Source organism: Pseudomonas sp. RIT288 (assembly GCF_000631985.1).
Classification (GTDB): domain Bacteria; phylum Pseudomonadota; class Gammaproteobacteria; order Pseudomonadales; family Pseudomonadaceae; genus Aquipseudomonas.
Genome location: NZ_JFYN01000042.1, coordinates 197,282 through 222,360 on the forward strand (window position 1 = coordinate 197,282; position 25,079 = coordinate 222,360).

Sequence of the window (25,079 nt, forward strand, 5' to 3'; positions counted from 1 at the left end):
TTGGCACAAAAAAGCCCACTGACCGTAACCGGTTCAGTGGGCTTTTGTGCGAATGGTGTCTAGTTACAGAGCCATGTCACGTGCAGCATTTTCCTTCGGCGCTTCAGCTTTTTCAGCTGCAGGTGCGGCCGGAGCAGCAGTCTGACCAATCACCGGAGGGGTTGGCAGTTCGAGGATCTTGGCGGTGTACGCCCACTCTTGTGCCACTTTGGCCGGATCGTTGTTCAGCTGGGTGCCGTAGCTTGGCACGATCTGGTGCAACTTGGCTTGCCACTCAGGGGTGGCAACTTTGTCTTTGAAGACTTTCTGCAGCACGCTCAGCATGATCGGTGCAGCGGTCGACGCGCCTGGCGATGCGCCCAGCAGGCCGGCGATGGAGCCGTCTTGCGCGGCAACGATTTCGGTGCCCAGTTTCAGCACGCCGCCAGCGGCTTCATCACGCTTGATGATTTGCACGCGCTGGCCGGCTTGCCACAGGCGCCAGTCTTCGGCTTTGGCGTTCGGGAAGTATTCCTTCAGCGCGTTCAGACGGTCTTCATCCGACAGCATCAGTTGACCGGCCAGGTACTCGACCAGCGGGTATTCCTTGATGCCGACCTTGGTCATCGGCCAGATGTTGTGGGTGGTGGTGCTGGTCAGCAGGTCCAGGTACGAGCCTTCTTTGAGAAACTTGGTGCTGAAGGTCGCGAATGGGCCAAACAGGATGACGCGCTTGCCGTCCAGAACACGGGTGTCCAGGTGCGGAACCGACATCGGCGGTGCGCCAACCGAAGCTTTACCGTAGGCCTTGGCCAGATGCTGCTCGGCGATGGCCGGGTTATCGGTCACCAGGAACGAACCGCCGACCGGGAAGCCAGCGTACTCCTTGGCTTCAGGAATGCCCGACTTCTGCAGCAGGTGCAGAGCGCCGCCACCGGCGCCGATGAACACGAACTTGGCGTCGGTTTCGGTCTTGGTGCCGTCTTTCAGGTTTTTGTAGCTGACGCGCCAGGTGCCGTCAGCGTTCTTGGTGATGTCTTCGACTTCACTCGACAGCTTCAGGTCGAAGTTAGGCTTGGTCTGCAGGTAACCGGCGAACTGGCGGGTGATTTCGCCGAAGTTCATGTCGGTACCCAGCGGGCTCCAGGTGGCCGCGATTTTCTGGTTCGGGTCACGCCCTTCCATCATCAGCGGGACCCACTTCTTGATCACAGCCGGGTCTTCGGAGTACTGCATGCCGGCGAACAGCGGGCTCGCTTGCAGGGCTTCGTAGCGCTTTTTCAGGAACTTGATGTTGTCATCGCCCCACACGAAGCTCATGTGCGGAGTGGTGTTGATGAACGAGCGAGGGTTCTTCAGAACGCCTTGCTGAACCTGCCAGGCCCAGAACTGACGGGACACCTGGAACGCTTCGTTGATCTCGACAGCTTTCGGGATCGTCACGTTACCTTTGTCGTCTTCCGGGGTGTAGTTCAGCTCAGCCAGGGCCGAGTGACCGGTACCGGCGTTGTTCCAGCCGTTGGAGCTTTCCAGGGCGACGCCATCAAGGCGCTCGACCATTTCCATCGACCAGCTTGGCTCCAGCTCATTGATCCACACACCCAGGGTGGTGCTCATGATGCCGCCGCCGATCAGCAGAACGTCGACTTTCTTTGCTTCTGCAGCATTGGCGGACGACATCCCCATCGCCAAAGCCAGCCCGAGCAAGGCTGTGTTCACTTTCTTAAACATCCGTTGCACCTATGATAAAACGCCTTCCGCCCGCCGCTGTTATCTGTATGCGATCCGCTTTGATGACGCTCAGGCTCGCGTCGCAGATTCCGGCACACTTCAATTTTGACGGGTGGGCACACAAGGCCGACGTACCGCATCGACCTCAGTTAATGTCCCTTCTGAACTGACTTCTTATCATTATTAGCTTCAGCTACTTGAGCGACAGGGATTCCGTCAGCCCGCCCCAAAGGCAGGCAAACCGAATAAGGTCAAACCAAGTTGGCGCGAAGAATATCACGTCAGGGCAAACTCGCGCGTCTGTTCCCGACTTGAGAGTCTTTTTCCGCCGTGGACATTATCGGCCGGCCTCGGCTGAACATGACCTGCATGCGGCTGTGCCTGATGCCTGCAAACTTTTCCATGACCGCGCTATCAGCGGCTGACTGCCTGCGACCGTTGTTAGGTCAATCGAAAACCTGCTACGTTGTACGATGACTGACAAAGATAATTACTGTGATCAGTCAAACTCATAACAACAAGGAAACAGTCCCATGACCAAGACCCGACTACTGATCGGATTTCTCTGCGCATTCAACGGTTACGCCATGGCAGCCCCTGCTCCGGCAGAAAATGATGTAGCCAAGGCAGTCGATCATCTGACCCAGGCGATGCTGCACAAAGATATCCCTGAATTGAACGCCCTGACGGCCGACAACCTGACCTACGGCCATTCAAGCGGCAAGATCCAGGACAAGAAATCGTTCATCGCCGATATCGAAACCGGCAAAAGTGCATTCAAGACACTCGAAATGCAGAACCAGACCATCACCCTTTCCGGCGACACGGCACTGGTGCGCCATCACTTTTCGGCGCAGGCACTGAAAGGCACAGAGGTGGTGCCTACGGAGATCGAGAACCTCCAGATCTGGCAGAAGCAGCATGGCAAGTGGTTGTTGGTGGGGCGACAGGCATTCAAATTCTGATTGATATGAACGCTCTGCTTTGAGAAGAAGGCAGAGCTATTCACTAACCGTAAACTCAGACTTCGATTCTCCACATCCGGTTTCATTTGCGCCTCCTCTTGCCCTCGCTCCCTGATATGCTTCACAGCATTACCGTATGAACTCAATTTTTTTGGAGTGATCAATGCCTCGCCTACGCGTCAAGCACTTTGGCCCTATCCAGAATGGAGTGACGAACGATGGGTGGATAGAGTTCAAGCGCGTGACTGTATTCGTGGGTAATCAAGGCTCCGGAAAAAGCACATTAGCCAAGCTTTACTCGACCTTTTCATGGATCGAAAAAGCCTTGGAGCGTAGGGATTACGACAAGAGCTGGTTCGAGGAAAAGGATCGCCTCACCAATACATTTCTGCCTTACCACCGGCTCGAAAACTATATTTCTTCCGATCAGAAAAACCAAACGGAAATCGATTATGAAGGTGATGCCTTCACGATCAAGTACGCTCATGGACGAATGCACATCACCAAGTCCGAGGCGAGGGAATATCACCTGCCTCAGATCATGTATGTGCCCGCCGAACGAAATTTCATCTCCTACCTCAGAAATCCAGAGATACTAAGACTCAACTCTCCATCGCTCACAGAATTCCTGACGGAGTTTAACTACGCAAAGGAAAACATAGCGGGCTCTCTTGCTCTTCCTATCAACAACGCTAATCTCGAATATGATGTACTCAAAAACACTCTCAGCATAAGAGAGGCCACCTACAGGCTGGAATTGGCGGACGCTTCCAGCGGCTTCCAATCTGCCGTCCCTCTTTACTTGGTGAGTCAGTATCTGGCCAAACAGGTGTTTAAGCCCATAGGGCTTCGGCAGGATACGATGAGTTCCAAAGAGCTGGAGCGCTTCCGAAAAGAAGCTTCCAAGCTTCTTGACGAGTCTCTGACTATTGAACAGCAGCGAGCAGTTATAACAACTATCTCCAAACAATTTAACAAGACGGCTTTTATTAACATTGTCGAGGAGCCCGAGCAAAATCTCTACCCCAACTCACAATGGCGCATTTTGCAAAGCCTTCTTGAGATTAACAATCAAGGCGCTGACAACCACTTAGTAATGACAACTCACAGTCCCTACGTGGTGAATTACTTGACGATTGCAGTGCAAGGTAAACAGCTCCACGACAATATTCTGAAGAAAAAACGTGATGTCGATCTTATGCCTGAGCTCGCCAAGGTAATACCCTTGAAAAGCCTGCTGGACGCTGATGAACTGGCGATCTACCAAGCTGACGAGAAGACAGGGAGCATTGCAAGGCTGCCAATGGTTGAAGGGATCCCTTCTGATAGCAACTATCTCAACGCGTCGCTTCGTGAAAGTAGTGACATCTTTGATCGTCTCTTGGATATCGAGGAGGAACTGGAGGCGTGAACTTTTTAGACAATCAATGCCAAACTGGCCCTTTCCGACATATTCAGTTCGGCCTTTGCGACAATCAGGACTCGAAAGCCGCCTATATCGACCTATTTGATAAAGAGCGCTGGCTTGCTACGGTTGAGAACCCCAACGGCAGAGATATCACTTTCACCGCAATTGACAAATGCGTAGTGAAGGACGATGAGGCCGAAAATCAAAAACGCTGTGATTGTATGCTCATAACTAATCAGCAACTTTATTTGGTCGAATTGAAGGATTGGGGAAGGGGCGGATGGCAGAAACGCTCCATTCAGCAACTGGAGTCCACCATAGAACTTCTGAAAGCAGCGCACGGAGAGGAGTTCTTAAGCAATTACAAACCAAAAAAAGCCTATGTATGCAACATAAAAAAATCTCCCTTCTTCAAACCTGAATTGAACATCAAAAACCACTTTTATAAAAATCACAAATTCAGGTTATACATACAAACAACAATCCAGATTCCTTGAAGTCGAAGTGTGATAGACGGGTAGACCGAATCGCATTTTTCCACTACGTTTAAATATCACAACCGAAACCGATCCACCGACAACGCCAACGCCCCCGCCAGACTCGACAGCTCATCGGTAGTATTGGCCGTCTGCCCGATCACTTTGCTGTTGCCCTCGGACATTCCGGCGATCATTTCGACCTGATGGGCGATTTCGTTGCTGGCATGACTCTGCTCGCCGATGGTGCGGGTGATGTCATTGACCAGTTGCGTGGTGCTGAGGGTGGCGTCAAGGATTTCGCGAATCGCCCGCTCGACTTCAGCCGTGACCGCCATGCCCTTGTCGACCTGGGCCACGCCGGCCTCCATGCTGCTGACCGCTTCGCGGGTACTGTGCTGGATGCGTGCGACCATCGCGGCGATTTCCTGGGTTGAGGCGCTGGTGCGTGCCGCCAGGCTGCGCACTTCATCGGCAACCACGGCAAAACCCCGGCCCTGCTCGCCGGCCCGCGCCGCTTCGATGGCCGCGTTGAGCGCCAGCAGGTTGGTCTGATCGGCGATGCTCTTGATCACCTGAATGATGTTGAAGATGCCTTCGGATTCCTGATCCAGCGTACGGATGACCTGCGCCGACTGTTGTGCCGAGCGGGCGATGTCGTCCATGTCGCTGACCACCTGATGGATCACCTGCCCGCCGCTCTTGGCCAGCGACTCGGCCTGATTGGCCATGCCCAGCGCGCGTTCGGCATGACGAGTGATTTCCTCGATACTGGCGGTCATCTGGCTCGCGGCGGCGGCCATGGTGCCGGCGGCGGCACTTTGCTGCTGACTGCTGTCGGCAACCTGATGGCAACCGTGGCTCAACTGCTCGCTCATGCCGCTGACCCCATGGGCATTGCGCCGCACGACGTCGATCATGTTGCGCAGGTCGCGCTGCATGGTCGCCAGACTGCGGATCAGCGTGCTGGCCTCGTCCTTGCCGGTCGGCTCGCTGATCGGCTCGCTGAGGTTGCCGTGGGCGATGCTCTGAGCGATCTGGTTGGCGGACTTCAGCGGCCCCATGACGCTGCGGGTCACCCAGCGCCCTTGCGCCAACAACAGCAACAGACTGGCGAACAGCACCACACCGAGCGCGATGTTAGCGTTGTGAATGGCGCTTTCGGTGGCCTGGCTGGTCTCACGGGTGTTGCTTTCGATCAGTTCGCTGAGGGCCGCCATCTGCTCTTCAAGCTGACTGAAGGCGCTGTTGAACGTGCCCAGCTCCCGTTGCGCGCTGTCCGGGTTGTCCAGTGCCAGGCCGACTATGCGCTCGGCCGCCTCGATGTAGGTGTCCAGGTTGGGTTTTATGTGCTCCAGCGCGGCCCTGATCGTGGGGTTGACCGGCAATTTGAGGTTTTCATCCAGCACTTGGCGAAAATGCGTCGCGTGTTCGTTGATCGAGTCCCGCACTTCAGCGGCCGTGCCGGTGCTTTTGCCCAGGCCGACCAGCATCGCCGAGTACACGTCGGCCCGCAGCGCATCGTGCATCATGTCCGCTTCCATGTGATTTCGCAGCGCGGTCATGCTCACCGCGTCGTCGCTCACCGCAGCGGACATCCGTGTATTACCGACATAGCTGACCAGACTCACGATCAGCGCCGTCAGCAGGCTGGTTGCAATCAGCAGCAGCAAACGCAATTTGATCGACACGGTGGATTCCTCCCCTGAGGCGCGCCGGAATGCGCCTTTCAGGATTTCAGTTAAGCTTATTTGTGCAGATGTGCCGCTTCACAGCGTTTCAGCAAGTATCGGCGTGTTCGAACGGAACTCCGGCAAAGGTCGCACCTCTGAGATTATGTAGGCCTTCCTTTTTGCTTCACGCTTGTGGAGGAACATCGTCATGCGCAAGTTAGTGCTCCTTTCTTCTCTCCTGCTGTGCCTCCCTGTCGGCTCGGCTCTGGCCCGTGTCGACGCCGGCGATGTCGCCACCTCGGCGGGCGTTTCCGCGTCGCTGTACTCGACTTTCAAGGATCACAAAATGGTGATCCCGGCGCGCGATGACCTGTCAGCTTTCGTCGCCAGTGGCGGGGCCATCCGTGGGGTTTATCTTGAGTCGGTACTGCAACAGGTCCGGCAAGACAACCCCGGCCTCAATGCCAACGATGAAGATCTCGCCAACGCGATTCTGGTGCATTACGAAGGCCTGAATCAGTAGTTGCCAGGGACGCAGCGGCCGATGGACGGCAGCTGAAGGCGCATAGGCAAAACTGTCCGACGGCCTCTATGATGGAGGCCATGACGACTCTTGCGCCGCCTGCTCCCTTGCGCTCACCCTGCCCGCCCGGCGCCTGCGATTGCGGGCGCGACGCGTTGCTGGAAACGCCCGGCACGGATCTGCGCATCCTGCGCCTGACCCGCGAACAGGAAAAAATCCTCCTGGCACGCCTGGAACAACTCAAAGACCTGGCGGACTTGCGGCATCTGCAGCAGCGCATGCACGAGCAGTTGGGCCTGCGCGTGGAAGTCGCTCCGGGGTTTCATGAGGTGCGCAGCATGCTCGGCATCGAGATTCAGATCGAGGCACTGCCTGGACTGTGCCGCAAAACCCGCAAATCAATCCCGGCCGCCATTCGCCGGGGCCTGAACAACCACCCCGAAATCGCCTTCGAACTGCTCAACGCCCACGACTTGCTGCGCGACACTTGATCAGCGTTTCATCCCGACCCGCTTGCGCATCTCTGCGGTGATGCTTTGGCGGGTTTTCTTCAGGTCGGCCCACGGCTCGTCACCGACCTCGTTCAGACGCTCATGGACATTGCTGATGTTCCACTGATTGCCGCCCTTGATCTCGGCCACCTCTTCGCGAAACAGCGGTACCGACACCGGCAGTCCCTCTCGGGTACGCGCGGCGTAGGCACAAATGGTGGTGGCGCCCAGACCGTTGCGCAGGTAATCGATGAAGATCCGCCCGACACGATTTTTCGGCCCGGACACCGCAGAAAACCGTTCTGGCAACAGCTTGGCCATATGGCTGACGATCGCGTGGCTGAAGTCCTTGACCTCATCCCAGCCATGTTTGCGGGTCAACGGCACCACCAGGTGAATGCCCTTGCCGCCGCTGGTCTTGAGAAACGCCTTGAGCCCCAGTTCGTCCAGTACGGTCAGGGTCAGCGCCGTGGCTTCGACCATGCTTTTCCACGGCAGCGCAGGGTCAGGGTCGAGATCGAGGACGAAGCGATCAGGCTTGTCCAGATCGACGGTGGTGGCGTTCCAGGTGTGCAATTCAACCGTGCTCATCTGCACCGCACCGATCAAGGCTTCGGCATTGTTGATCAACATCACCGGCTGCCCGGTGACCTCCTTGTCCAGTGTGGTAATGCCGGGAATCGCCAGGTGCTCGGCGTTTTTCTGAAAGAACAGCTCGCCGGCAATGCCATCCGGCGCCCGCACCAGTGCGACCGGACGATCCTTGAGCTGCGGCAGAATCCACTCGGCGACGCTGGCGTAATACTCGGCCAATTGCATCTTGGTGGTGCCGCTGACCGCATCGATCACCCGATCCGGGTGGGTTATGCGCACTTTGCCGCTGGCCAGGCCAAGCTGTGATGGCGCCGCTTCGGCTTTCTTCGACGCGGCAGTTTTCTTCGAAGGAGCAGCTTTTTTCGACGGGGTGGCTTTCGCTGAAGTCTTCACAGGTTTCGCGCGCTCCTCGGTAATCGACTTGGCCGGCTTGTCATTGCGCAGACCATGGAACACAGCGTGGCGTACCGAGCCGTCCTTGGTCATTTCGGCGAACGCCACTTCCGCCAACAGACTGGGTTTGAGCCAGTGCACGCCTTTGGCGTCGAAGCCGCTTGGCGGGTTGACCACGGCAGCCTTTTTCACCTGCAACGGCTTTAGCTGGGCGAGGATGCTTTTCAACGTGGTCTCGTTGAACCCGGTGCCGACCTTGCCGGCATAGCGCAACTCGCCGCTGTCGCGATCATGCAGGCCCAGCAGCAAAGCACCGAAGGCACTGCGTGCGCCTTTCGGATCGGTATAGCCGACGACCACGAACTCCTGACGATGCTTGCACTTGAGCTTGATCCAGTCGCTGCTGCGCCGCGACACATACGGCGAGCCGAGACGTTTGCCGATCAGCCCTTCCATCTGCATCTGACAGGCGCTGTTGAGCAGTGCGTCCGCAGTTTCGTCGAAAGCTTCGGAGAAGCGCAGCAACGGCTGCTCATGCCCACCGAGCACCGTGGACAGCGCGGCGCGGCGCTCCTCGACCGGCACCTCGCGCAGGTCGACGCCGTTGAGATAGGGCATGTCGAACAGGTAGTACATGATGCTGGCGCTGCGCCCGGCTTCGAAGGCGTTTTGCAGCGCCTGAAAGTCCGGCACACCGTGTTCGTTGGTGACCACCACTTCGCCGTCCAGCCATGCCGATTCCAGCCCCAACTCGGCCAGTGCTTGCGCCTGTTGCGGCAGTTTATGCGTCCAGTCGTGGCCATTGCGGGTGAACAGTTGCACCTGATCGTGATCGATTCGCGCCATGATCCGGTAACCGTCGAACTTGATCTCGTAACTCCACTGTCCTTCGGGTGCGCTGTCGACCAGGGTCGCCAGTTCCGGCTTGAGTTGCGCCGGCAGTTTGGCCTTGCGCGCCCCAGTGAGCGTCCCGGACGCCGCTTTGCGCGGTTTGGCCGGGGCCTTTTTCACCGGCTTGGCTTGCTCGGCGGCGAGCTTGGGTTTACTGATCAGGGTGCGTTCGCTGAGCACGCTGTCCGGCTCCGCACTGAGCACATCGTAATCGTCTTGCGGCCGCGCAGCGCTGTCCTGATGTTTGATCAGAAACCAGTTTTCCTTCTTGCCCGGCATGTGCGTGCGCACCAGATTCCAGATCCCCGACAGCTTCTCTCCCTGCAGTTCGAACTTGAGCTTGCCCTTGGTGTAAGCCTTGGCCGGATCCTCCAGCGGGATCCACACGCCACGGTCCCAGACGATCACATCGCCCGCGCCGTAATGCCCTTCTGGAATGCTGCCCTCGAACGTCGCGTAATCCAGCGGATGGTCTTCGACGTGCACCGCCAGACGCTTGACCTTGGGGTCGAGGGACGGCCCCTTGGGCACCGCCCAGCTCTTCAGCGCCCCCTCGAGTTCGAGGCGAAAGTCATAATGCAGGTGCGAAGCGTCGTGCTTCTGGATGCAAAACTGCAGCGCATGTTCAGTGGCCTTGCTGCGGCCACGGCGCTTGACGGCGGCGGGCTCCGAGGTCGCCGAGAAATCGCGCATGCGGTTGTAGTCGTCGAGGTTCCTGTTCATGGCGCACCTGCCTTGTGTCAGCCAATGCGGGTCACGGTCAGCGCGACCACGGCGATCCGGTCCACGCGCTGGTAACCGGGGTTCAACAATTCTTCACCGAACACGTCGGGATCGAGTTCGCGATAGGTCCAGCCGAATCGCGTCGAATCCAGGCGTGGCACCACGGTGTCGAAAAACGGATCGCGGCCATCGACCATGGCCACGCCGGTGTACAGCAGCAACGAGCCACCGGGAGCCAGCCGATTGAGCGCCTGCTCGACGATGCGCAGCGACAATCCGGCGCCGAGCGAGCCACCGCCATGCCGATAGGCGCGACCGGCTGGATCGGCCATGTACGGCGGGTTGGCGACAATCAGGTCGAAGTTGCCTTCGGTGCCCTGCAGTACATCACTGGTCTGCACCTCGACATTGGCGACTTCGGCCAATGCCGCATTGATCGCGGTCAGGCGCAGCGCGGCGGGATTGATGTCCACCGCCAGCACCTCGGCTTCCCGGCGTGCGCGGGCAATCAGGATTGCGCCGACGCCAGCGCCGCAGCCGATGTCCACCGCACGCTGAATCGGCGCGAAGCTCTGTTGCAGATGCGCGTGAATCAGCTGCGCGAAACGGTAAGTGTCCGGGCCGAAAAACACCGAGTCGGCGGCATCGGTGGGAAAGCCTGAATGCACGAACAACAAGTCATCCAGGCTCGACCAGCGCACCCGGCTTTTCAAGCGGCCGTCGTAAACATCTATCACTTGAGCCTCCTGCAATTGCCGCTGTTCGTCAGCGGACAACAGCCCCGGTTCGAACGGGCGCGACCAGCCGAAGACGTCGCGCAGGGTATCGGCGACCTGCCCTTCGTCACGCTGGTTGACCCGCTGATGGGTCAAGGGCGTCGGCGTGATGAAACGGTAACCGTCGGCCTGCAAGCGCCGGCCGAGTTGCAGCAGCGTGAGGTCGTTGGCGGACAGTTGTTCTTCCTGATTCATGGGATTTCCTTAGCGCAGACTGGATTTGAGTTCGATGAAGCGACGTGTCGCCAGCAACCCCGCCGGGTGGGCATGCCGGGCCGGTGACAACCAAGGGATCAGCGTGGCCATTTGCGCATGTCCGTCCTGACCTTGCAGCGCAGACATAAGGCGCTGCACATCGGGGTCGTGTTCGGGCACGGCGGCTTCCGGGGTGGCGACCTGACGGCTGCGTCTTGGCGCCGGATTTTTCTCCGACGGCGTCCAGTCGCCAGCAATCCAGTCGTGCAGCAGCTGCTTTTCATACGGACTGAACACGCCGAACATCGCCGCACCGTCGCCGTCGATCAACTGCCAGAAACGGCTGGCCTGTGGGTCTTCGTTGCGTTTGATCCAGCCCTTGTCCTGCATTGCCTGGAGGAAACCGGGCAGTTGCTCGGGGCTGGCCAGCCACTGATTGACGGTTTTGCCTTCGAAGCGGCAGTAGTCGGAATGCATGTGCTGACCGAACGGGCGTTTGCGCTCAAGCATCGCCAGCACTTCGTGCTCCAGATCGAAACCCTCGATGATCGCGCGGCTGCCCTGCCCCAGGTCGTTGAGTCGATAACCCAGCGACACCCGGCGCAGAAATTCGTCACGATCGGCTTCCAGCGGCAGCAGGTCGAGCACCGACTGCACGGCTTTTTGCGCATGGCCGGTGCTGGCGTTATCGATGGTCACATGCAGGGTGAAGTAGTACGGATCGATGCCCAGCTCACTGAGTTCATAGGCACTGATCAGCAAGTGCAGCGGCAGTTGTTCGTAGCCAAGGTTGTAGCCGATCACCTCCGGCAGCAAGCTTTCGCCACAGGCGCCGAGTGCCAGTTGCAGCGCGCCTTGCAGGTAGCGTTCATCGGCCATCGCGCTGGCGTCCTGCAAACCGTGCTCAGCAAGCAGTTTGCGGTAGATCACCACATGGTTTTGCGCCGGATTGCCGTCGCCGAGTTCTTCCAGATAGGTACACAACAACCCGTCGAAACGCGGGTCGCGCCACTGCGGCAACAAACCGTACAACCACGCGCCATCGACCAGTTTGGTCGGTGCCACGGCCTGCAAAAAATACAGCGCATGGGCTTTGTTGCTGAAGAACTGGCGCGGCCCGCCAGCCTTGCGCTGTTGCAGGTAGTCGGCGTATTGCCGGGCAACGTCGGTGCAATGTCGGGCGACCCAGTCCTGCCAGGCAGACGGATCCTGCGGCAGCTCCTCGGATAGCAGCGCGGCGCGCTGCAACTGCTCGGCGAGAAAATCCTGGGCGAGATTTTCAGGCGCATCCTCGAGCAGCAGTGCCTCATAAATACGCCGCAGATCGCCGCCGGCAGTGATGGGCTGTTGCTGCGCGCTCGGCGCATGCAGAGGGGTCAGGGCAGTCATGTCAGTGTTCTCGCTCGGTTGGCCGGTCAGGGCGTTGTTTCACGCCTCTACATCAGCAGAGCAACCGCTATGGAGAAAAATTCAATCGACATCAAAATCGCCCTGACGGACGGCCTGATCAGTGCCAATTCTCTTTCACTTGATCACTTGCCCACTTGATCACTTGATTGATCACTTGGTCATTTGGTCATTTGGTCATTTGGTCATTTGGTCATTTGGTCATTTGGTCATTTGGTCACTGTAGGAGCTGCCGAAGGCTGCGATCTTTTGATCTTCAAAAATCAAAAGATCGCAGCCTTCGGCAGCTCCTACATTTACATCGTGTAATGGCTTGGCCGAGCGGATTGTGTTGGGAGCGCTAGTGTTCAAGGACGATGGTTACGGGGGGCAATGGAATGCCTGAAGCTGCAAAAGCCTGCGGTTTACGCAAGGGACGCTATTCGGAGGTTGGGCGGGTTTATTTGCTGACGGCGGTGGTTAAGGAGCGTCGGCCGGTTTTTACCGACTGGAGAATCGGACGACTGTTGGTTGAACAGATGCGCGCGACAGATGACGCAGGATTGGTCGCGTCTTCGGCTTGGGTGGTCATGCCGGATCACCTGCATTGGTTGGTAGACCTGAAACGAGGCTCCTTGGCGCAGCTGATGTGCCGCGTCAAATCGCGTAGTTGTCGGTCGGTAAATCTGATGTCTGGCAGCCAGGGAGGCCTGTGGCAACGCGGCTATTACGACCGCGCCTTGCGTCGCGATGAAGATCTTAAAGCCGCTGCCCGCTACATTGTCATGAATCCATTGCGGGCAGGTCTTGTGCAGCGCTTGGGTGATTACCCGTTGTAGGATGCTGTGTGGCTCTGAAGATCAAAAGATCGCAGCCTGCGGCAGCTCCTACAGAGAAACGAATTCCAATGTAGGAGCTGCCGCAGGCTGCGATCTTTTGACTTTGTGTTAAGCCGTACTCTTGGCCTGCTGCTCCAGATGCACCTGCAACTGCGGGTCGATCTGCAGCGCGGCAGCCAGTTCATCCAGGTAGTTGCGTTCGGCGTTCTGTTGGTCGTCAACCAGGATCACGCTGACCAGGTACATTTCGGCGGCCATGGCCGGGTCGTCGTTGGCAGCCGTGGCGACTTCGTTGGCGTCCAGCGGTTTGGCGACTTCGCTTTCAAACCACTGCTGCAATTGCGGATCGTCGGTGTGCTTGCTGATTTCACCCTTGATTATCTGTTGTTCCCGGGCATCGATCTCACCGTCAGCCTTGGCCGCCGCGATCAGCGCCCGCAGTACGGCATGACTGTGTTCCTCGACTTCGGGCCCGGCCAGCAGATTCGCCGTTTGCGGGATCTGTTGTGGCGCCGCCGAGGCCTGACTGCGTTGCCAGGCCTGATACGCCTGGAACGCCATCATCCCCAGCGAGGCCAGCGCCGCATAATTGGTGCCGCCGGAACGGTTTTGCGTACCGCCACCGAGTGCTCCGCCAAGTGCGCCGCCCAGGCCACCACCGCTACCGCCGCCGAGCAGGCCACCGAGCAAACCGCCCAAACCGCCCAGCCCTCCGGACTGCGCCGCACTACCGCCGGGGCCTGCACCGCCACCCAACAAACCGCCGAGCAAGCCGCCCAATCCGCCCAGCCCACCGCCGGCCGAGGCGCCACTTTGTTGTCCCGCCGAGGCTTGGCCCCGTAGCAGTTGTTCAAGCAAATCACTGGTGTTCATGATCTCGTCCTCAGGCGTTGGCAATAAATGCGTCAGGCAACAATAGACCGCCGGCGCCGGCGCGCCAGCACCGTTTGGCTGACGCTGGCAGATTTCGCCGAGGTATTTTTTGTGCGGGCAGCTAAGATTCAAAGGTGGTGAACCTTATCCCGGCCAAACCGGTCGATAGCTGCAACCCCGACCCGGTTTGCCGGCGCCCTTTACCCGAGGGTGATACCCGGCATGCTTCATATATCTGGAGAACGCCCCTGTGATATCGACCGTACACATCGCCAGGCTCAAAGCATGGGGCGCCCATGGTTTCACCGCGACCGGCGTGGTCACCGCCTTTCTGGCGACCCTCGCCCTGCTGGAGAACCAGCCGACCCATTGCCTGATGTGGCTGGGCGTGGCATTGATCGTTGACGGTCTCGACGGAGCGCTCGCGCGAAAGGTCAATGTGCAGTCGGTACTGCCAAGTTTCGACGGCTCGATCCTCGATCTGGTGATCGATTACCTGACCTACGTGTTCATTCCGGCCCTGTTCATCTATCGCTACATTCCCCTGCCCGACTACACCTTGCTGCTGAGCGTGTCGCTGATTCTGGTGTCATCGCTGTTCTGCTTCTGCAACGTCAACATGAAGAGCAAGGACAACTATTTCGTCGGCTTCCCCGCCGCGTGGAACGTGGTTGCCCTGTGCCTGTACATCATCAATCCGGGGCCGTGGATCACCTTTCTGACCGTCATCGGTCTGGCGCTGCTGACCGTGACCCGCATGAAATTCCTGCACCCGTTCCGCGTACGCCGGTTCATGCCGATCAACATCGCGGTGACGGCAATCTGGCTGCTGTGCAGCCTGTCGCTGGTGCTCAATCACCCGGTGATCAATCCGCTGGTGATGGGTTTGTGGCTGCTGGCGTCGGCGTACTTCCTGGGGATCTGCATCTGGCGCACGGCGCTGGAGTGGTTTGAGCGGCCGCCTCTGAAGTAAATCCACCCTATACCCTGTAGGAGCTGCCGCAGGCTGCGATCTTGTTGTTAAACCAAAATCAAAAGATCGCAGCCTGCGGCAGCTCCTACAGGGGTTTTAATTGATCTTTCAGCGCTTGGTGATGACCACCTCCAGATACTCGCTCGGCACCACCAGCGACTTCTCTCCCACCCGGTTCGAGCGGGTCAGCAGATCCGCCAGATCACTCTCCAGCGCCTGCCCGCCTTCCGGTGGCAATGCCGCAAAGGCCTTGTGCACCGGCCCGTACCAGTGGCGAAAAATGTCGATGAAATGCGCCGGCGAGCGATAGCGGAATTTGAACGTGCGGCGGGTCACCTGCAGCAGAAATTCGCGCTCATCGAAATGGCTGTGCAACCACGCTTCCGTGCCCCAATTGGACGGCGGCTGGGCCACGGCGGGGGGTGGGACGTGGCGACCGAGAACCTTGAACATCTGGCCGACGAAACCTTCCGGCGTCCAGTTCGCCAGACCGATGCGCCCGCCCCTTCGGCAGACCCGCGCCAGTTCCGCCGCCGCAGTCGCCTGATCCGGGGCAAACATCACGCCGAAGGTCGACAGCACCGCGTCATAACTCTCGTCGGGAAATGGCAACGCTTCGGCATCGGCGACCTGAAAAATCACATCCAGATGCTCGGCCCGTGCCCGATCCTGTCCCCGCTCCAGCAGCGCCGCCACATAGTCGGTCGAGGTCACCTGACAACCACGTCGCGCTGCCGCCAGAGTGGCGTTGCCATTGCCGGCGGCGACATCCAGTACCTCTTCATCGCAGTGCAGGTCGCAGGCCTCGGCGAGGTTTTCGCCGACGATCTGCAAGGTGGTACCGATCACCGCGTAATCGCCGCTGGCCCAGGCGACTTTCTGGCGCTCTTTCAGACCCGTCAGATCAATGGGAGTACTCATCAATCGCGCTCCGCAGCAGGTTGAAGGACTTCATTCAGCCGTGGTCGGGTCGATGACCGTCATCACCCGCGCCACGCTGTTGGCCGGGAATCCGCCCAGCCTGGCGTGCTCGCGCACCTGTTCTTCGTCAGGGGCGATGTAGACGCAATAGATTTTGTCGGCCGTGACGTAACTCTGCAGCCACTGCACCTGCGGTCCGAGTTCACGCAACACTTGGCAGGAGGTTTGCGACACGGTTTTGAGTTCTTGCTCCGACAGCTTTCCGGCCCCTGGAATCTCGCGTTCAATCACGAATTTCGGCATGGCAACCTCGCATTCTTTTTATCAGCGACAGGGTCGGCAGTGGCCCTGCTTCTGCACTATCGCGCCGAGGGTCGATGGCGTCCCTGCCAATCGTCCGAAGAGCCGTAAAAACAGCGGCCGGGCCGATGAGTGGCGGTTTTTTGTAAAGGCCTCGAAACACTCTCGGGATCGCCATGGCACGGGGCAATCGGATCTAACCAACAATGGCTCCTGATTCGCGACCTGTGAGCCATTGACGAGTTTTGACACTTACGCGGCCGGTGCCTTGGCCTCCTCCAGCAACTGGCGGATCATCTGCTCCTGCGTCTGGTAGCCGCCCTCGCCGAAATGGCTGTAGCGCACCTGCCCTTTGGCATCGATCAGGTAATGCGCCGGCCAGTACTGATTGTCGAAATTGCGCCAGATCGCATAGTTGTTGTCGATCGCCACCGGGTAAGTGATGCCGAGCTTCTGCACCTGCTCCCTGACGTTTTCGATGATCCGTTCGTAGCCATATTCCGGGGTGTGCACGCCGATCACCAGCAAACCGTCTTTGGCGTATTTTTTCTCCCACTCTTTGACGTACGGCAGGGTGTGCTGGCAGTTGATGCAGTCGTAAGTCCAGAAATCCACCAGCACCACTTTGCCGCGCAGATCCTCAGCGCTCAACGCGGGAGAATTGAGCCACTGCACCGCTCCGGACAGTGACGGCATGCGGCCCTGGCCTGTATCAATCGGCGAATCCGCGCGGACTTTGCTGACCAGGTAATCGAGCACCTTCGGTACGTTCTGCAGCACGCTGGTCTCGACGCCAGCAAGGCCTTCGGACGAGGTGCCGGCCAACAGGGTTTTGTCGGTGCCGGTCGCAATCAGCGCCGCTGCACCGAGCACCGCTACTCCGGCGCCACGGCGCAGCCAACCGGTGAATGGAATCGACGGCTTCAGCCGATTGACCAGTCCGCGTCCGGCAAAAATCAACGTCCCCAGCGACAATGCACTGCCGGCGCCATAAGCCAGCAACAGCAGGCTGGTCTGCGCGCTGGCACCTTGCAGCATGGCGCCGGTAAGGATCACCCCGAGGATCGGACCCGCACACGGCGCCCACAACAAACCTGTAGCCACGCCGAGCATGATCGAGCTGAGCGGCCCGGACTTTTTGCGCGTGTCTGGGTCGAGACGATTGCCGAGCCATACAAACGGTCGCGCCAGCCAGTCGCCGACCCGCGCCGAGATCAGCGACAGGCCGAACAACGCCATCACCCCCAACGCGACGTGGCGCCCGGTATTACTGGCCTGAATCACCCATTCGCTGCTGACCACCGCCAGGCTGGAAACCAGCGCAAAAGTCAGCGCCATGCCAACCAGGATCAGCAGGATCGACGAGCGTTGGCGCTGGGTACCGGCAAACAGGAACGGCACCACCGGCAGGATGCACGGGCTGAGGACGGTCAGCAGACCGCCGACAAATGCGATCAAGTACATAAGCTTCACTCCGAAAAAAGGATCACTCAATTCTCGTTGTTGCAGCCATCGGCGAATTTGCGGTAATCCAGCACCTGGGTTTTTCCGGCCGAATCCAGGTACGTCATGCGCGCATCGATAATGCCGCAGGTCACCGAGTTGTCCTCGGTCATCGACAGCACTTTCTGGATGTCCAGGTGCGTGCCATAGGTGTAGGTGTGCGGGCTGCCATCGGCTTCGGCCCGGGCCGACAGGGTGCAGATGTTCAGGGCGGCGAACAGGCAGGCGGCGACAAAGGTTTTGTGCGTCATGGTAGTTTCCTCAAGGCTTGTAGGGGTTGAGCCGAGGCAAGCTGTGCAGGCCTCGATGGAGCCTATTTGAAGCGCGTGAGGTATCGCGTCTGTGTCAGGAAACGGCCGCAATCAATCGCTGTGTATCCCTGCCGCCCGGAGATACACAGCGATACAAAACCCTGAAAAAATCGCGCTTTTGCGTGTGTATGTATCCGTCACGGCGCCAGATACACTGCAATACAAACCCGGGCAGGCAAGCCGGCGCAGGCTCGATAGACTGCATCGCATTGCCCTTTGATAGAGGTTCTGCACCGATGGAACATGTCGATCACATTCTGATCGTCGACGACGACCGCGAGATCCGCGAGCTGGTCGGCAATTACCTGAAGAAGAACGGCCTGCGCACCACAGTGGTCGCCGATGGCCGGCAGATGCGCAGCTTTCTCGAAGCCAACACCGTCGATCTGATCGTGCTCGACATCATGATGCCCGGCGATGATGGCCTGCAGTTGTGCCGCGAATTGCGCGTGGGCAAACACAAGGCCACGCCGGTGCTGATGCTCACGGCGCGCAACGATGAAACCGACCGCATCATCGGCCTGGAAATGGGCGCCGACGATTACCTGACCAAGCCGTTCGCCGCCCGTGAGTTGCTGGCGCGGATCAACGCGGTGCTGCGGCGCACGCGGATGCTGCCGCCGAATCTGGTGGTCACCGAAAGCGGCCGGCTGCTGGCCTTCGGCCGTTGGCAACTGGACACCTCGGCCCGGCATCTGCTGGACAAGGACGGCACGCTGGTGGCCCTCAGTGGTGCCGAATACCGTTTGCTGCGGGTGTTTCTCGATCATCCGCAGCGGGTGCTCAGCCGTGATCAATTGCTCAACCTGACGCAGGGCCGCGAGGCCGATCTGTTCGACCGTTCGATTGATCTGCTGGTCAGCCGTTTGCGCCAGCGCCTGCTCGATGATGCACGTGAGCCGGCCTACATCAAGACCGTGCGCAGCGAGGGTTATGTGTTTTCGCTGCCGGTGGAAATCCTCGGGGCCTCGGCATGAGTCTCAAGCTGCATTGGCCGCGCACCCTGGCTTCGCGGTTGTCGCTGATCTTTCTGGTCGGGCTGATCCTGGCCCAGGCCCTGTCGTTTGGCGCGCAGTACTACGAGCGCTACCAAAGCGCCAGAAGCACCATGCTCAACAACCTGCAAAACGACGTCTCGACGTCGATTGCGATCCTTGACCGCTTGCCCGCAGAGGAACGTCCCGCCTGGCTCACCCGGCTGGCTCGGGCCAATTACAATTATCTGCTGAGCGACGGTGAACCCGGCGCACCGCTGGATGCGGGCGAGGTGCCAGTGGCCGTAACTTCGATCAGCACCGCGATCGGTGACGCCTACCCGCTGAACTTCACCCGGTTCCACGAGGAGAAAAAACATTTTCAGGGGCATTTGCGCCTCAGCGACGGCAGCCCGGTGACCATCGATGTGCGTCCGGCCATGCCCCCCCTGTCGCCGTGGCTGCCGGGGGTATTGCTCGGGCAACTGACGCTGCTGATCGCCTGCACCTGGCTGGCGGTGCGCATCGCGATCCGCCCACTCGCCCGGCTCGCCAACGCCGTGGAAACCCTCGACCCCAACGCGCACCCGGTAATGCTCGACGAGCAAGGCCCGACCGAAGTGGCCTACGCCGCACGGGCCTTCAACGCGATGCAGGCGCGCATCGCGGCCTACCTGAAGGAGCGCATGCAACTGCTGGCGGCGATTTCCCATGACCTGCAAACCCCGATCACCCGCATGAAGCTGCGCGCAGAGTTCATGGACGATTCGGTCGAGAAGGACAAACTGTGCAACGACCTCGGCGAGATGGAGCATCTGGTGCGCGAGGGCGTGGCGTATGCCCGCAGCATTCACGGCTCGACCGAGGAAAGCCGGCGCACCGACGTCGATTCTTTCCTCGACAGCCTGGTGTTCGACTACCAGGACATGGGCAAGGACGTGCAGCTGAGCGGCAAGAGCGCCGCGGTGATCGATACCCGCCCCCAGGCCCTGCGCCGGGTGCTGGTCAACCTGACCGACAACGCGCTGAAATTCGCCGGTGCCGCGCAGTTGCAGGTCGACACCGATGACGGTCTTTGCATCAAAATCCTCGATCGCGGGCCAGGCATTGCCGAGGCGGAATTGCAGCAGGTCATACAGCCGTTCTACCGGGTGGAAAACTCGCGCAACCGCAGCACCGGCGGCACCGGCCTGGGCCTGGCGATCGCCCAGCAACTGGCCATGGCCCTCGGTGGCTCGCTGACCCTGAGCAACCGCGAGGGCGGAGGCCTGTGTGCGGAGCTGAAATTGCCACTGCGCTGATCCCCACACTGGAATTTGCATGCAGCACAAACGCTGCATCTTGCCCCAGCCCGACTAGACTGATTCATTACCCGGTCGAGGGGGAATGCAGGACGACGTCAGCTGTGCCCTGCCCACTTTTGTGACCACCGCCCTGCGGCCCAAGCCTCGACAACCTTTTGCCACCGGACGGTGATCCTGTATCGGGAGCACTCACGATGGACGAAACACGACTCAACGCATTCATGGGCAAACTGGTCAACGACATGGGCGGCGCCGCGATGCTGGCGAACGTCATCGTTGGCGAAGAACTCGGGCTTTACCGGGCGATGGCCGACAGTCAGCCGATCACCCCGCTAGCCCTCGCCGAAAAAACCACCTGCAACCCGCGTCTGGTGCGCGAATGGCTCAGCGCCCACGTCGCATCCGGCTATATGGAGCATCAGGATGGCCTGTTCCGCCTGCCGGAAGAGCAGGCACTGGCACTGGCCGTGGAAGACTCACCGGTGTATGTCGCCGGCGGACTCGGTGTGGTGGCCTCGTTTTTCCACGACAAGGACAAACTGGTCAAGGCCATGCGCGGCAACGGCGCCCTGCCCTGGGGTGATCACCATCCGTGCATGTTCAGCGGTACCGAGCGTTTCTTTCGCCCAGGCTACAAAGGTCACTTGATCGCTGAATGGCTGCCGGCGCTGGACGGCGTGGTCGCCAAACTCGAAAAAGGCGCCAAAGTCGCCGACATCGGCTGCGGCCACGGCGCCTCGACGGTGATCATGGCCCAGGCGTTTCCCAAATCGCGCTTCGTCGGTTTCGATTATCACGCGCCGTCGATCACCGTCGCCACCCAGCGCGCCGAAGAAGGCGGCGTCAGCAGCCGGGCGGAATTCTTCCAGAACAACGCCAAAAGCTACCCCGGTGACGACTATGACCTGATCTGCTACTTCGACTGCCTGCACGACATGGGCGACCCGGTCGGCGCCGCACGGCACGCGTTCAAATCATTGAAGGACGACGGCACGGTGCTGCTGGTCGAGCCATTTGCCAACGACGCGCTGGACGACAACATCAACCCGGTCGGACGTTTGTTCTACGCGGCCTCGACCTTTATCTGCACGCCGAATTCGCTGTCCCAGGAAGTTGGCCTGGGGCTGGGTGCGCAGGCCGGTGAAGTGCGCTTGCGCAAGGTGTTTACCGAGGCCGGGTTCAAGCATTTTCGCCGGGCGACGCAGACGCCGTTCAATCTGATTCTGGAGGCGCGCAAATAGATCACCGCTATCACCAGTGGCAAGGGAGCATGCTCCCGTCGGATTGCCCGGCGCCGCAAAAATCAGGCCTGCTGCGCAGTCCAGCGGGAGCAAGCTCCCTCGCCACACGGTTAATGCTAACCTGCGGGCATCGTCCTCCCCGGAGTGCTGAGCATGCTCGACAACCCGACCCGCGAACACCTCGATACTTTGCACCAGGCCATGGCCGATGGCGATTTCCTGGTGCTGACCGGCGCGGGCATCAGTACGCCGTCGGGCATCCCGGATTACCGCGACAGCGAGGGCGTACGGCGGGGCCGGCAGCCAATGATGTATCAGGAATTTCTCGCCGCCCCGGAATCCCGTCGCCGTTACTGGGCACGGGCCATGCTCGGCTGGCCACGGGTGCGCCAGGCGCGGCCGAATGCGGCGCATCAGGCGCTGGCCGAGTTGCAGCGCCGGGGACTGATCAACGCCTTGATCACGCAGAACGTCGACACCCTGCACGATCAGGCCGGCAGCCGGGACGTGATCGAATTGCACGGCAGCCTGCACCGGGTGCTGTGCCTGGATTGCGGCCAGCGCTGTGCGCGTGACGACATTCAGCAGCGGATGGTCGAGCAGAATCCGTATCTGGCCGGGGTCGATGCGGTGCAGGCGCCGGACGGTGATACCCTGCTCGATCCGGCCTTCGAAGCGCGCTTTCAGACTCCGCAATGTCCGTATTGCGATGGTAAACGGATGAAGCCGGACGTGGTGTTCTTCGGTGAAAACGTGGCCCAGCCGACAGCAGCGCGGGCCATGGCGGCGGCAGAAAATGCCGGGGGATTGCTGGTGGTGGGCTCGTCGCTGATGGCGTATTCGGCGTTTCGTCTGTGCCGGGTGATTGCCGATCGGGGCAAGCCGTTGCTGGCGATCAATCTGGGCAAGACCCGCGCCGATGATCTGCTGAATCTGAAGATCGAGGCGTCATGTGAACAACTGCTGCCGTTGCTGGTGCAACGTCTGACCACCTGAGCCCGCACTCTCCCTGTAGGAGCTGCCGCAGGCTGCGATCTTTTGACTTTTTTAGAAGCAAGATCAGAAGATCGCAGCCTGCGGCAGCTCCTACAATGGGGGTGGGGTTTCAAGTTCAATGTTCGGCCTTGAGGATGTCGAACAATGCCTGCGCCGCCGCCGACAGCTCATTACCCGGCTCGGTCAGCACGCCAATCGCCCGCTCCACCGAATCATTCAAGGTCAGGCAATGCGCGCCCAGCTCCTGCATCTGCTCGGCACACAACGCCGGCACCGCGCTGACCCCGAGCCCGCTGGCGACCATGCGCCCAACGGTTGCCAGTTGATGACTTTCGAATTCCACCGGCAGTTTCATGCCCCGGGCCTGCAAGTGTTCTTCGAGCATCACCCGCACCGTCGACGGCCGTTGCAGGGTGATGAACGGTTCCTGCAGCAAGGTCTGCCAGTCGATCTGCGTGCGCCCGGCCAACGTGGAATCCTGCGGCACCACCGCGACGAAGCGATCGATGTACAGCGGGGTGAACGTCAGTGAGGTGTTCTGCATCGGTTCGAACGCCACACCCAGTTCCACTTGGCGGTCGCGAACCATTTCCAGCACTTGCTCGTTGATCACGTCGTTGACCGTCACGTTGACGTTCGGATAACGCGCGCGAAAGGTCTTGAGGATCGGCGGCAGCAGGTTGCCGGCAAACGACGGCATGGCCGCCAGCGTCACCCGCCCGCGTTGCAGGCTGAAGCGCTGACGCATTTCGTCTTCGGCGTTGTCCCAGTCGGCGATCAGGCGCCGAGCCAGTGGCAGCAGCGATTCGCCCTCGGCGGTGAGCGCCACATTGCGCGTGTTGCGGCTGAACAGCCGCCCGCCCAGGCCCTCTTCCAGCGCCTTGATGGTCAGGCTCAGCGCCGATTGCGACAGGTGCAGGCGCTCGCAGGCCACGGCGAAGCTCAGGCTCTGGGCCACGGCGAGGAAGGCGCGGATCTGTTTGATGGTCATACTGGATACCTTACTGTTTCAACGTCGTACCCACTGTAGGAGCTGCCGAAGGCTGCGATCTTTTGATCTTGATCTTGATCTTTAAAAACAACATCAAAAGATCGCAGCCTGCGGCAGCTCCTACAGGGTAACAATCACAACTATTGAGTTTTATCTATCAATCAACCTTAAAAATCAACTTAACAAATATATCCTTCAGCGAGACACTCCAGTCATTCGGCTAGCCAGCCGCCCGACAAACAATAAAAGAGGTGCATATGGCAGGTTTCGACAAGCGCGTGAGTTCCTACGAGGAAGCTCTGGCGGGTCTTGAAGACGGCATGACCGTGATCGCCGGCGGCTTCGGCCTGTGTGGCATCCCGGAAAACCTGATCGCCGAGATCAAGCGCAAGGGCACCCGCGACCTCACCGTGGTTTCCAACAACTGCGGCGTCGACGGTTTCGGCCTCGGTGTCCTGCTGACCGACCGCCAGATCAGCAAGGTGATTGCCTCCTACGTCGGCGAAAACAAACTGTTCGAAGAGCAACTGCTCAAGGGCGACATCGAAGTCATCCTGACCCCGCAAGGCACCCTCGCCGAAAAAATGCGCGCAGGCGGCGCCGGCATCCCGGCCTTCTTCACCGCCACCGGCGTCGGCACCCCGGTCGCCGAAGGCAAGGAAGTGCGCGAATTCAAAGGGCGCAAGTACCTGATGGAAGAGTCCATCACCGGCGACTTCGCCATCGTCAAAGGCTGGAAAGCCGACCATTTCGGCAACGTCGTCTACCGTCACACCGCGCAGAACTTCAACCCGCTGGCGGCCACCGCCGGCAAGATCACCGTGGTCGAAGTCGAAGAAATCGTCGAGCCCGGCGAGCTGGATCCGTCGCAGATCCACACCCCCGGCATCTACGTCGACCGGGTCATTTGCGGCACGTTCGAAAAGCGCATCGAACAGCGCACCATCCGCAAATAATTCAGGCTGACGGAGAATAAAAACATGGCACTTACCCGCGAACAAATGGCTCAGCGCGTCGCTCGCGAAATGCAGGACGGCTACTACGTGAACCTCGGCATCGGCATTCCGACCCTGGTCGCCAACTACATTCCCGAAGGCATGGAAGTCATGCTGCAATCGGAAAACGGCCTGCTCGGCATGGGCCCGTTTCCGACTGAAGACACCATCGATGCCGACATGATCAACGCCGGCAAACAGACCGTCACCGCGCGCATCGGCGCGTCGATCTTCAACTCCGCCGAATCCTTCGCGATGATCCGCGGCGGGCATGTCGACCTGACCGTACTCGGCGCGTTCGAAGTGGACGTCGAAGGCAACATCGCCTCGTGGATGATTCCCGGCAAACTGGTCAAGGGCATGGGCGGCGCGATGGATCTGGTGGCCGGTGCCGACAATATCATCGTGATCATGACCCACGCCTCCAAGGACGGTGAGTCCAAACTGTTGGCCAAGTGCAGCCTGCCGCTGACCGGCGCCGGGTGCATCAAGCGCGTGCTGACCGACCTCGCCTACCTGGAAATCGAAAATGGCGCTTTTGTCCTCAAGGAACGCGCACCTGGCGTCAGCGTCGAGGAAATCGTCGCCAAAACCGCTGGTAAACTGATCGTCCCGGATCACGTACCGGAAATGCAGTTCGCTGCCCAGTGAGGA

Annotated in this window: 24 protein-coding genes; 13 read left to right on the forward strand and 11 right to left on the reverse strand. The window is 59.6% G+C overall.

What is annotated here, in order from left to right; translation table 11 throughout:
- Positions 1-63: 63 nt before the first annotated feature.
- A complete protein-coding gene (mqo, locus tag BW33_RS24365) occupies positions 64-1,710 on the reverse strand; it encodes a malate dehydrogenase (quinone) (protein ID WP_047601780.1) in 1,647 nt (548 codons plus the stop codon).
- Positions 1,711-2,243: 533 nt separating this feature from the next.
- Between mqo and BW33_RS24370 the strand changes: the two genes are divergently transcribed.
- The 3 genes from BW33_RS24370 to BW33_RS24380 all read left to right on the forward strand — a co-directional run bounded on the left by BW33_RS24370 (position 2,244) and on the right by BW33_RS24380 (position 4,580).
- The gene (locus BW33_RS24370) at positions 2,244-2,675 is read left to right on the forward strand and encodes a nuclear transport factor 2 family protein (RefSeq protein WP_047601782.1); all 432 of its coding nucleotides are present in this window, start codon (positions 2,244-2,246) and stop codon (positions 2,673-2,675) included.
- Between the two features lie 163 nt (positions 2,676-2,838).
- A complete protein-coding gene (locus tag BW33_RS24375) occupies positions 2,839-4,086 on the forward strand; it encodes an AAA family ATPase (RefSeq protein ID WP_047601784.1) in 1,248 nt (415 codons plus the stop codon).
- Complete coding sequence (locus BW33_RS24380; RefSeq protein ID WP_052032746.1) at positions 4,083-4,580, forward strand: hypothetical protein; 498 nt, start codon at positions 4,083-4,085, stop codon at positions 4,578-4,580. Before BW33_RS24375 ends, BW33_RS24380 begins: the two co-directional genes overlap by 4 nt.
- Positions 4,581-4,636: 56 nt before the next feature.
- Here BW33_RS24380 and BW33_RS24385 read toward each other — a convergent pair whose 3' ends face one another.
- On the reverse strand, positions 4,637-6,250 hold the full coding sequence (locus tag BW33_RS24385) for a methyl-accepting chemotaxis protein (protein WP_047601785.1): 1,614 nt from the start codon (positions 6,248-6,250) through the stop codon (positions 4,637-4,639).
- Positions 6,251-6,440: 190 nt separating this feature from the next.
- Here BW33_RS24385 and BW33_RS24390 point away from each other — a divergent pair, with 190 nt between their 5' ends.
- Positions 6,441-6,755 carry a DUF2388 domain-containing protein gene (locus BW33_RS24390; RefSeq protein WP_047601786.1) on the forward strand — a complete coding sequence of 105 codons (315 nt, stop codon included), beginning with the start codon at positions 6,441-6,443 and terminating at the stop codon, positions 6,753-6,755.
- A gap of 68 nt (positions 6,756-6,823) precedes the next feature.
- Positions 6,824-7,246, forward strand: coding sequence for a hypothetical protein (locus BW33_RS24395; RefSeq protein WP_047601787.1), 423 nt, complete (start codon positions 6,824-6,826; stop codon positions 7,244-7,246).
- On the opposite strand, the gene ligD is transcribed toward BW33_RS24395, so the two are convergent.
- The 3 genes from ligD to BW33_RS24410 are packed head-to-tail and all read right to left on the reverse strand — an operon-like array spanning position 7,247 to position 12,207.
- Positions 7,247-9,847, reverse strand: coding sequence for a DNA ligase D (ligD, locus tag BW33_RS24400; RefSeq protein WP_047601788.1), 2,601 nt, complete (start codon positions 9,845-9,847; stop codon positions 7,247-7,249).
- A 17-nt stretch (positions 9,848-9,864) separates the two neighbouring features.
- Entirely contained in the window at positions 9,865-10,818 is a 954-nt protein-coding gene (locus BW33_RS24405; RefSeq protein ID WP_047601789.1) for a methyltransferase, read from the reverse strand.
- Between the two features lie 9 nt (positions 10,819-10,827).
- The gene (locus BW33_RS24410) at positions 10,828-12,207 is read right to left on the reverse strand and encodes an iron-containing redox enzyme family protein (protein WP_047601791.1); all 1,380 of its coding nucleotides are present in this window, start codon (positions 12,205-12,207) and stop codon (positions 10,828-10,830) included.
- Positions 12,208-12,602: 395 nt separating this feature from the next.
- Between BW33_RS24410 and BW33_RS24415 the strand changes: the two genes are divergently transcribed.
- A complete protein-coding gene (locus tag BW33_RS24415; protein ID WP_047601793.1) occupies positions 12,603-13,043 on the forward strand; it encodes an REP-associated tyrosine transposase in 441 nt (146 codons plus the stop codon).
- Between the two features lie 108 nt (positions 13,044-13,151).
- Here the strand turns inward: BW33_RS24415 and BW33_RS24420 are convergent, their stop codons facing one another.
- The gene (locus tag BW33_RS24420; protein WP_047601794.1) at positions 13,152-13,916 is read right to left on the reverse strand and encodes a tellurite resistance TerB family protein; all 765 of its coding nucleotides are present in this window, start codon (positions 13,914-13,916) and stop codon (positions 13,152-13,154) included.
- 250 nt (positions 13,917-14,166) lie between these two features.
- Between BW33_RS24420 and pcsA the strand changes: the two genes are divergently transcribed.
- Complete coding sequence (pcsA, locus tag BW33_RS24425; RefSeq protein ID WP_047601795.1) at positions 14,167-14,889, forward strand: phosphatidylcholine synthase; 723 nt, start codon at positions 14,167-14,169, stop codon at positions 14,887-14,889.
- 108 nt (positions 14,890-14,997) lie between these two features.
- On the opposite strand, the gene BW33_RS24430 is transcribed toward pcsA, so the two are convergent.
- From BW33_RS24430 to BW33_RS24445, 4 genes are all read right to left on the reverse strand, one after another.
- The gene (locus BW33_RS24430) at positions 14,998-15,810 is read right to left on the reverse strand and encodes a class I SAM-dependent methyltransferase (protein ID WP_047601796.1); all 813 of its coding nucleotides are present in this window, start codon (positions 15,808-15,810) and stop codon (positions 14,998-15,000) included.
- 30 nt (positions 15,811-15,840) lie between these two features.
- On the reverse strand, positions 15,841-16,113 hold the full coding sequence (locus BW33_RS24435) for a DUF4242 domain-containing protein (RefSeq protein ID WP_047601797.1): 273 nt from the start codon (positions 16,111-16,113) through the stop codon (positions 15,841-15,843).
- A gap of 249 nt (positions 16,114-16,362) precedes the next feature.
- Positions 16,363-17,574, reverse strand: a complete 1,212-nt coding sequence (locus tag BW33_RS24440) for a cytochrome c biogenesis protein DipZ (protein ID WP_047601798.1) — start codon at positions 17,572-17,574, stop codon at positions 16,363-16,365.
- Positions 17,575-17,600: 26 nt separating this feature from the next.
- Positions 17,601-17,864: a DUF2790 domain-containing protein gene (locus tag BW33_RS24445; protein WP_047601799.1), complete on the reverse strand. Its 264-nt coding sequence runs from the start codon at positions 17,862-17,864 to the stop codon at positions 17,601-17,603.
- A gap of 296 nt (positions 17,865-18,160) precedes the next feature.
- Here BW33_RS24445 and BW33_RS24450 point away from each other — a divergent pair, with 296 nt between their 5' ends.
- The 4 genes from BW33_RS24450 to BW33_RS24465 all read left to right on the forward strand — a co-directional run bounded on the left by BW33_RS24450 (position 18,161) and on the right by BW33_RS24465 (position 22,439).
- The gene (locus BW33_RS24450) at positions 18,161-18,901 is read left to right on the forward strand and encodes a response regulator (protein ID WP_047601800.1); all 741 of its coding nucleotides are present in this window, start codon (positions 18,161-18,163) and stop codon (positions 18,899-18,901) included.
- Positions 18,898-20,199, forward strand: a complete 1,302-nt coding sequence (locus BW33_RS24455) for an ATP-binding protein (RefSeq protein WP_047601801.1) — start codon at positions 18,898-18,900, stop codon at positions 20,197-20,199. Before BW33_RS24450 ends, BW33_RS24455 begins: the two co-directional genes overlap by 4 nt.
- A 197-nt stretch (positions 20,200-20,396) precedes the next feature.
- Positions 20,397-21,443 (forward strand): class I SAM-dependent methyltransferase, encoded by a 1,047-nt coding sequence (locus tag BW33_RS24460; protein ID WP_047601802.1) that lies wholly within the window; start codon positions 20,397-20,399, stop codon positions 21,441-21,443.
- 153 nt (positions 21,444-21,596) lie between these two features.
- Positions 21,597-22,439, forward strand: a complete 843-nt coding sequence (locus tag BW33_RS24465) for an NAD-dependent protein deacetylase (protein ID WP_047601803.1) — start codon at positions 21,597-21,599, stop codon at positions 22,437-22,439.
- A gap of 115 nt (positions 22,440-22,554) precedes the next feature.
- Here BW33_RS24465 and BW33_RS24470 read toward each other — a convergent pair whose 3' ends face one another.
- Positions 22,555-23,430 carry a LysR family transcriptional regulator gene (locus tag BW33_RS24470; protein ID WP_047601804.1) on the reverse strand — a complete coding sequence of 292 codons (876 nt, stop codon included), beginning with the start codon at positions 23,428-23,430 and terminating at the stop codon, positions 22,555-22,557.
- A 257-nt stretch (positions 23,431-23,687) separates the two neighbouring features.
- Here BW33_RS24470 and BW33_RS24475 point away from each other — a divergent pair, with 257 nt between their 5' ends.
- Positions 23,688-24,386: a CoA transferase subunit A gene (locus BW33_RS24475; RefSeq protein ID WP_007919568.1), complete on the forward strand. Its 699-nt coding sequence runs from the start codon at positions 23,688-23,690 to the stop codon at positions 24,384-24,386.
- Between the two features lie 24 nt (positions 24,387-24,410).
- A complete protein-coding gene (locus BW33_RS24480) occupies positions 24,411-25,076 on the forward strand; it encodes a CoA transferase subunit B (RefSeq protein WP_003226176.1) in 666 nt (221 codons plus the stop codon).
- Positions 25,077-25,079 lie beyond the last annotated feature (3 nt).

What these genes read in the sequence shown, in the direction of transcription:
- BW33_RS24465 (WP_047601803.1), top strand. Translation starts at nt 21,597, where the DNA reads ATGCTCGACAACCCGACCCGCGAACACCTCGATACTTTGCACCAGGCC.
- BW33_RS24455 (WP_047601801.1), top strand. Translation starts at nt 18,898, where the DNA reads ATGAGTCTCAAGCTGCATTGGCCGCGCACCCTGGCTTCGCGGTTGTCG.
- BW33_RS24390 (WP_047601786.1), top strand. Translation starts at nt 6,441, where the DNA reads ATGCGCAAGTTAGTGCTCCTTTCTTCTCTCCTGCTGTGCCTCCCTGTC.
- BW33_RS24405 (WP_047601789.1), bottom strand. Translation starts at nt 10,818, where the DNA reads ATGAATCAGGAAGAACAACTGTCCGCCAACGACCTCACGCTGCTGCAA.
- BW33_RS24470 (WP_047601804.1), bottom strand. Translation starts at nt 23,430, where the DNA reads ATGACCATCAAACAGATCCGCGCCTTCCTCGCCGTGGCCCAGAGCCTG.
- mqo (WP_047601780.1), bottom strand. Translation starts at nt 1,710, where the DNA reads ATGTTTAAGAAAGTGAACACAGCCTTGCTCGGGCTGGCTTTGGCGATG.
- ligD (WP_047601788.1), bottom strand. Translation starts at nt 9,847, where the DNA reads ATGAACAGGAACCTCGACGACTACAACCGCATGCGCGATTTCTCGGCG.
- BW33_RS24410 (WP_047601791.1), bottom strand. Translation starts at nt 12,207, where the DNA reads ATGACTGCCCTGACCCCTCTGCATGCGCCGAGCGCGCAGCAACAGCCC.
- BW33_RS24480 (WP_003226176.1), top strand. Translation starts at nt 24,411, where the DNA reads ATGGCACTTACCCGCGAACAAATGGCTCAGCGCGTCGCTCGCGAAATG.
- BW33_RS24445 (WP_047601799.1), bottom strand. Translation starts at nt 17,864, where the DNA reads ATGACGCACAAAACCTTTGTCGCCGCCTGCCTGTTCGCCGCCCTGAAC.
- BW33_RS24450 (WP_047601800.1), top strand. Translation starts at nt 18,161, where the DNA reads ATGGAACATGTCGATCACATTCTGATCGTCGACGACGACCGCGAGATC.
- BW33_RS24475 (WP_007919568.1), top strand. Translation starts at nt 23,688, where the DNA reads ATGGCAGGTTTCGACAAGCGCGTGAGTTCCTACGAGGAAGCTCTGGCG.
- BW33_RS24460 (WP_047601802.1), top strand. Translation starts at nt 20,397, where the DNA reads ATGGACGAAACACGACTCAACGCATTCATGGGCAAACTGGTCAACGAC.
- BW33_RS24415 (WP_047601793.1), top strand. Translation starts at nt 12,603, where the DNA reads ATGCCTGAAGCTGCAAAAGCCTGCGGTTTACGCAAGGGACGCTATTCG.
- BW33_RS24430 (WP_047601796.1), bottom strand. Translation starts at nt 15,810, where the DNA reads ATGAGTACTCCCATTGATCTGACGGGTCTGAAAGAGCGCCAGAAAGTC.
- BW33_RS24440 (WP_047601798.1), bottom strand. Translation starts at nt 17,574, where the DNA reads ATGTACTTGATCGCATTTGTCGGCGGTCTGCTGACCGTCCTCAGCCCG.
- BW33_RS24395 (WP_047601787.1), top strand. Translation starts at nt 6,824, where the DNA reads ATGATGGAGGCCATGACGACTCTTGCGCCGCCTGCTCCCTTGCGCTCA.
- BW33_RS24420 (WP_047601794.1), bottom strand. Translation starts at nt 13,916, where the DNA reads ATGAACACCAGTGATTTGCTTGAACAACTGCTACGGGGCCAAGCCTCG.
- BW33_RS24375 (WP_047601784.1), top strand. Translation starts at nt 2,839, where the DNA reads ATGCCTCGCCTACGCGTCAAGCACTTTGGCCCTATCCAGAATGGAGTG.
- BW33_RS24370 (WP_047601782.1), top strand. Translation starts at nt 2,244, where the DNA reads ATGACCAAGACCCGACTACTGATCGGATTTCTCTGCGCATTCAACGGT.
- BW33_RS24435 (WP_047601797.1), bottom strand. Translation starts at nt 16,113, where the DNA reads ATGCCGAAATTCGTGATTGAACGCGAGATTCCAGGGGCCGGAAAGCTG.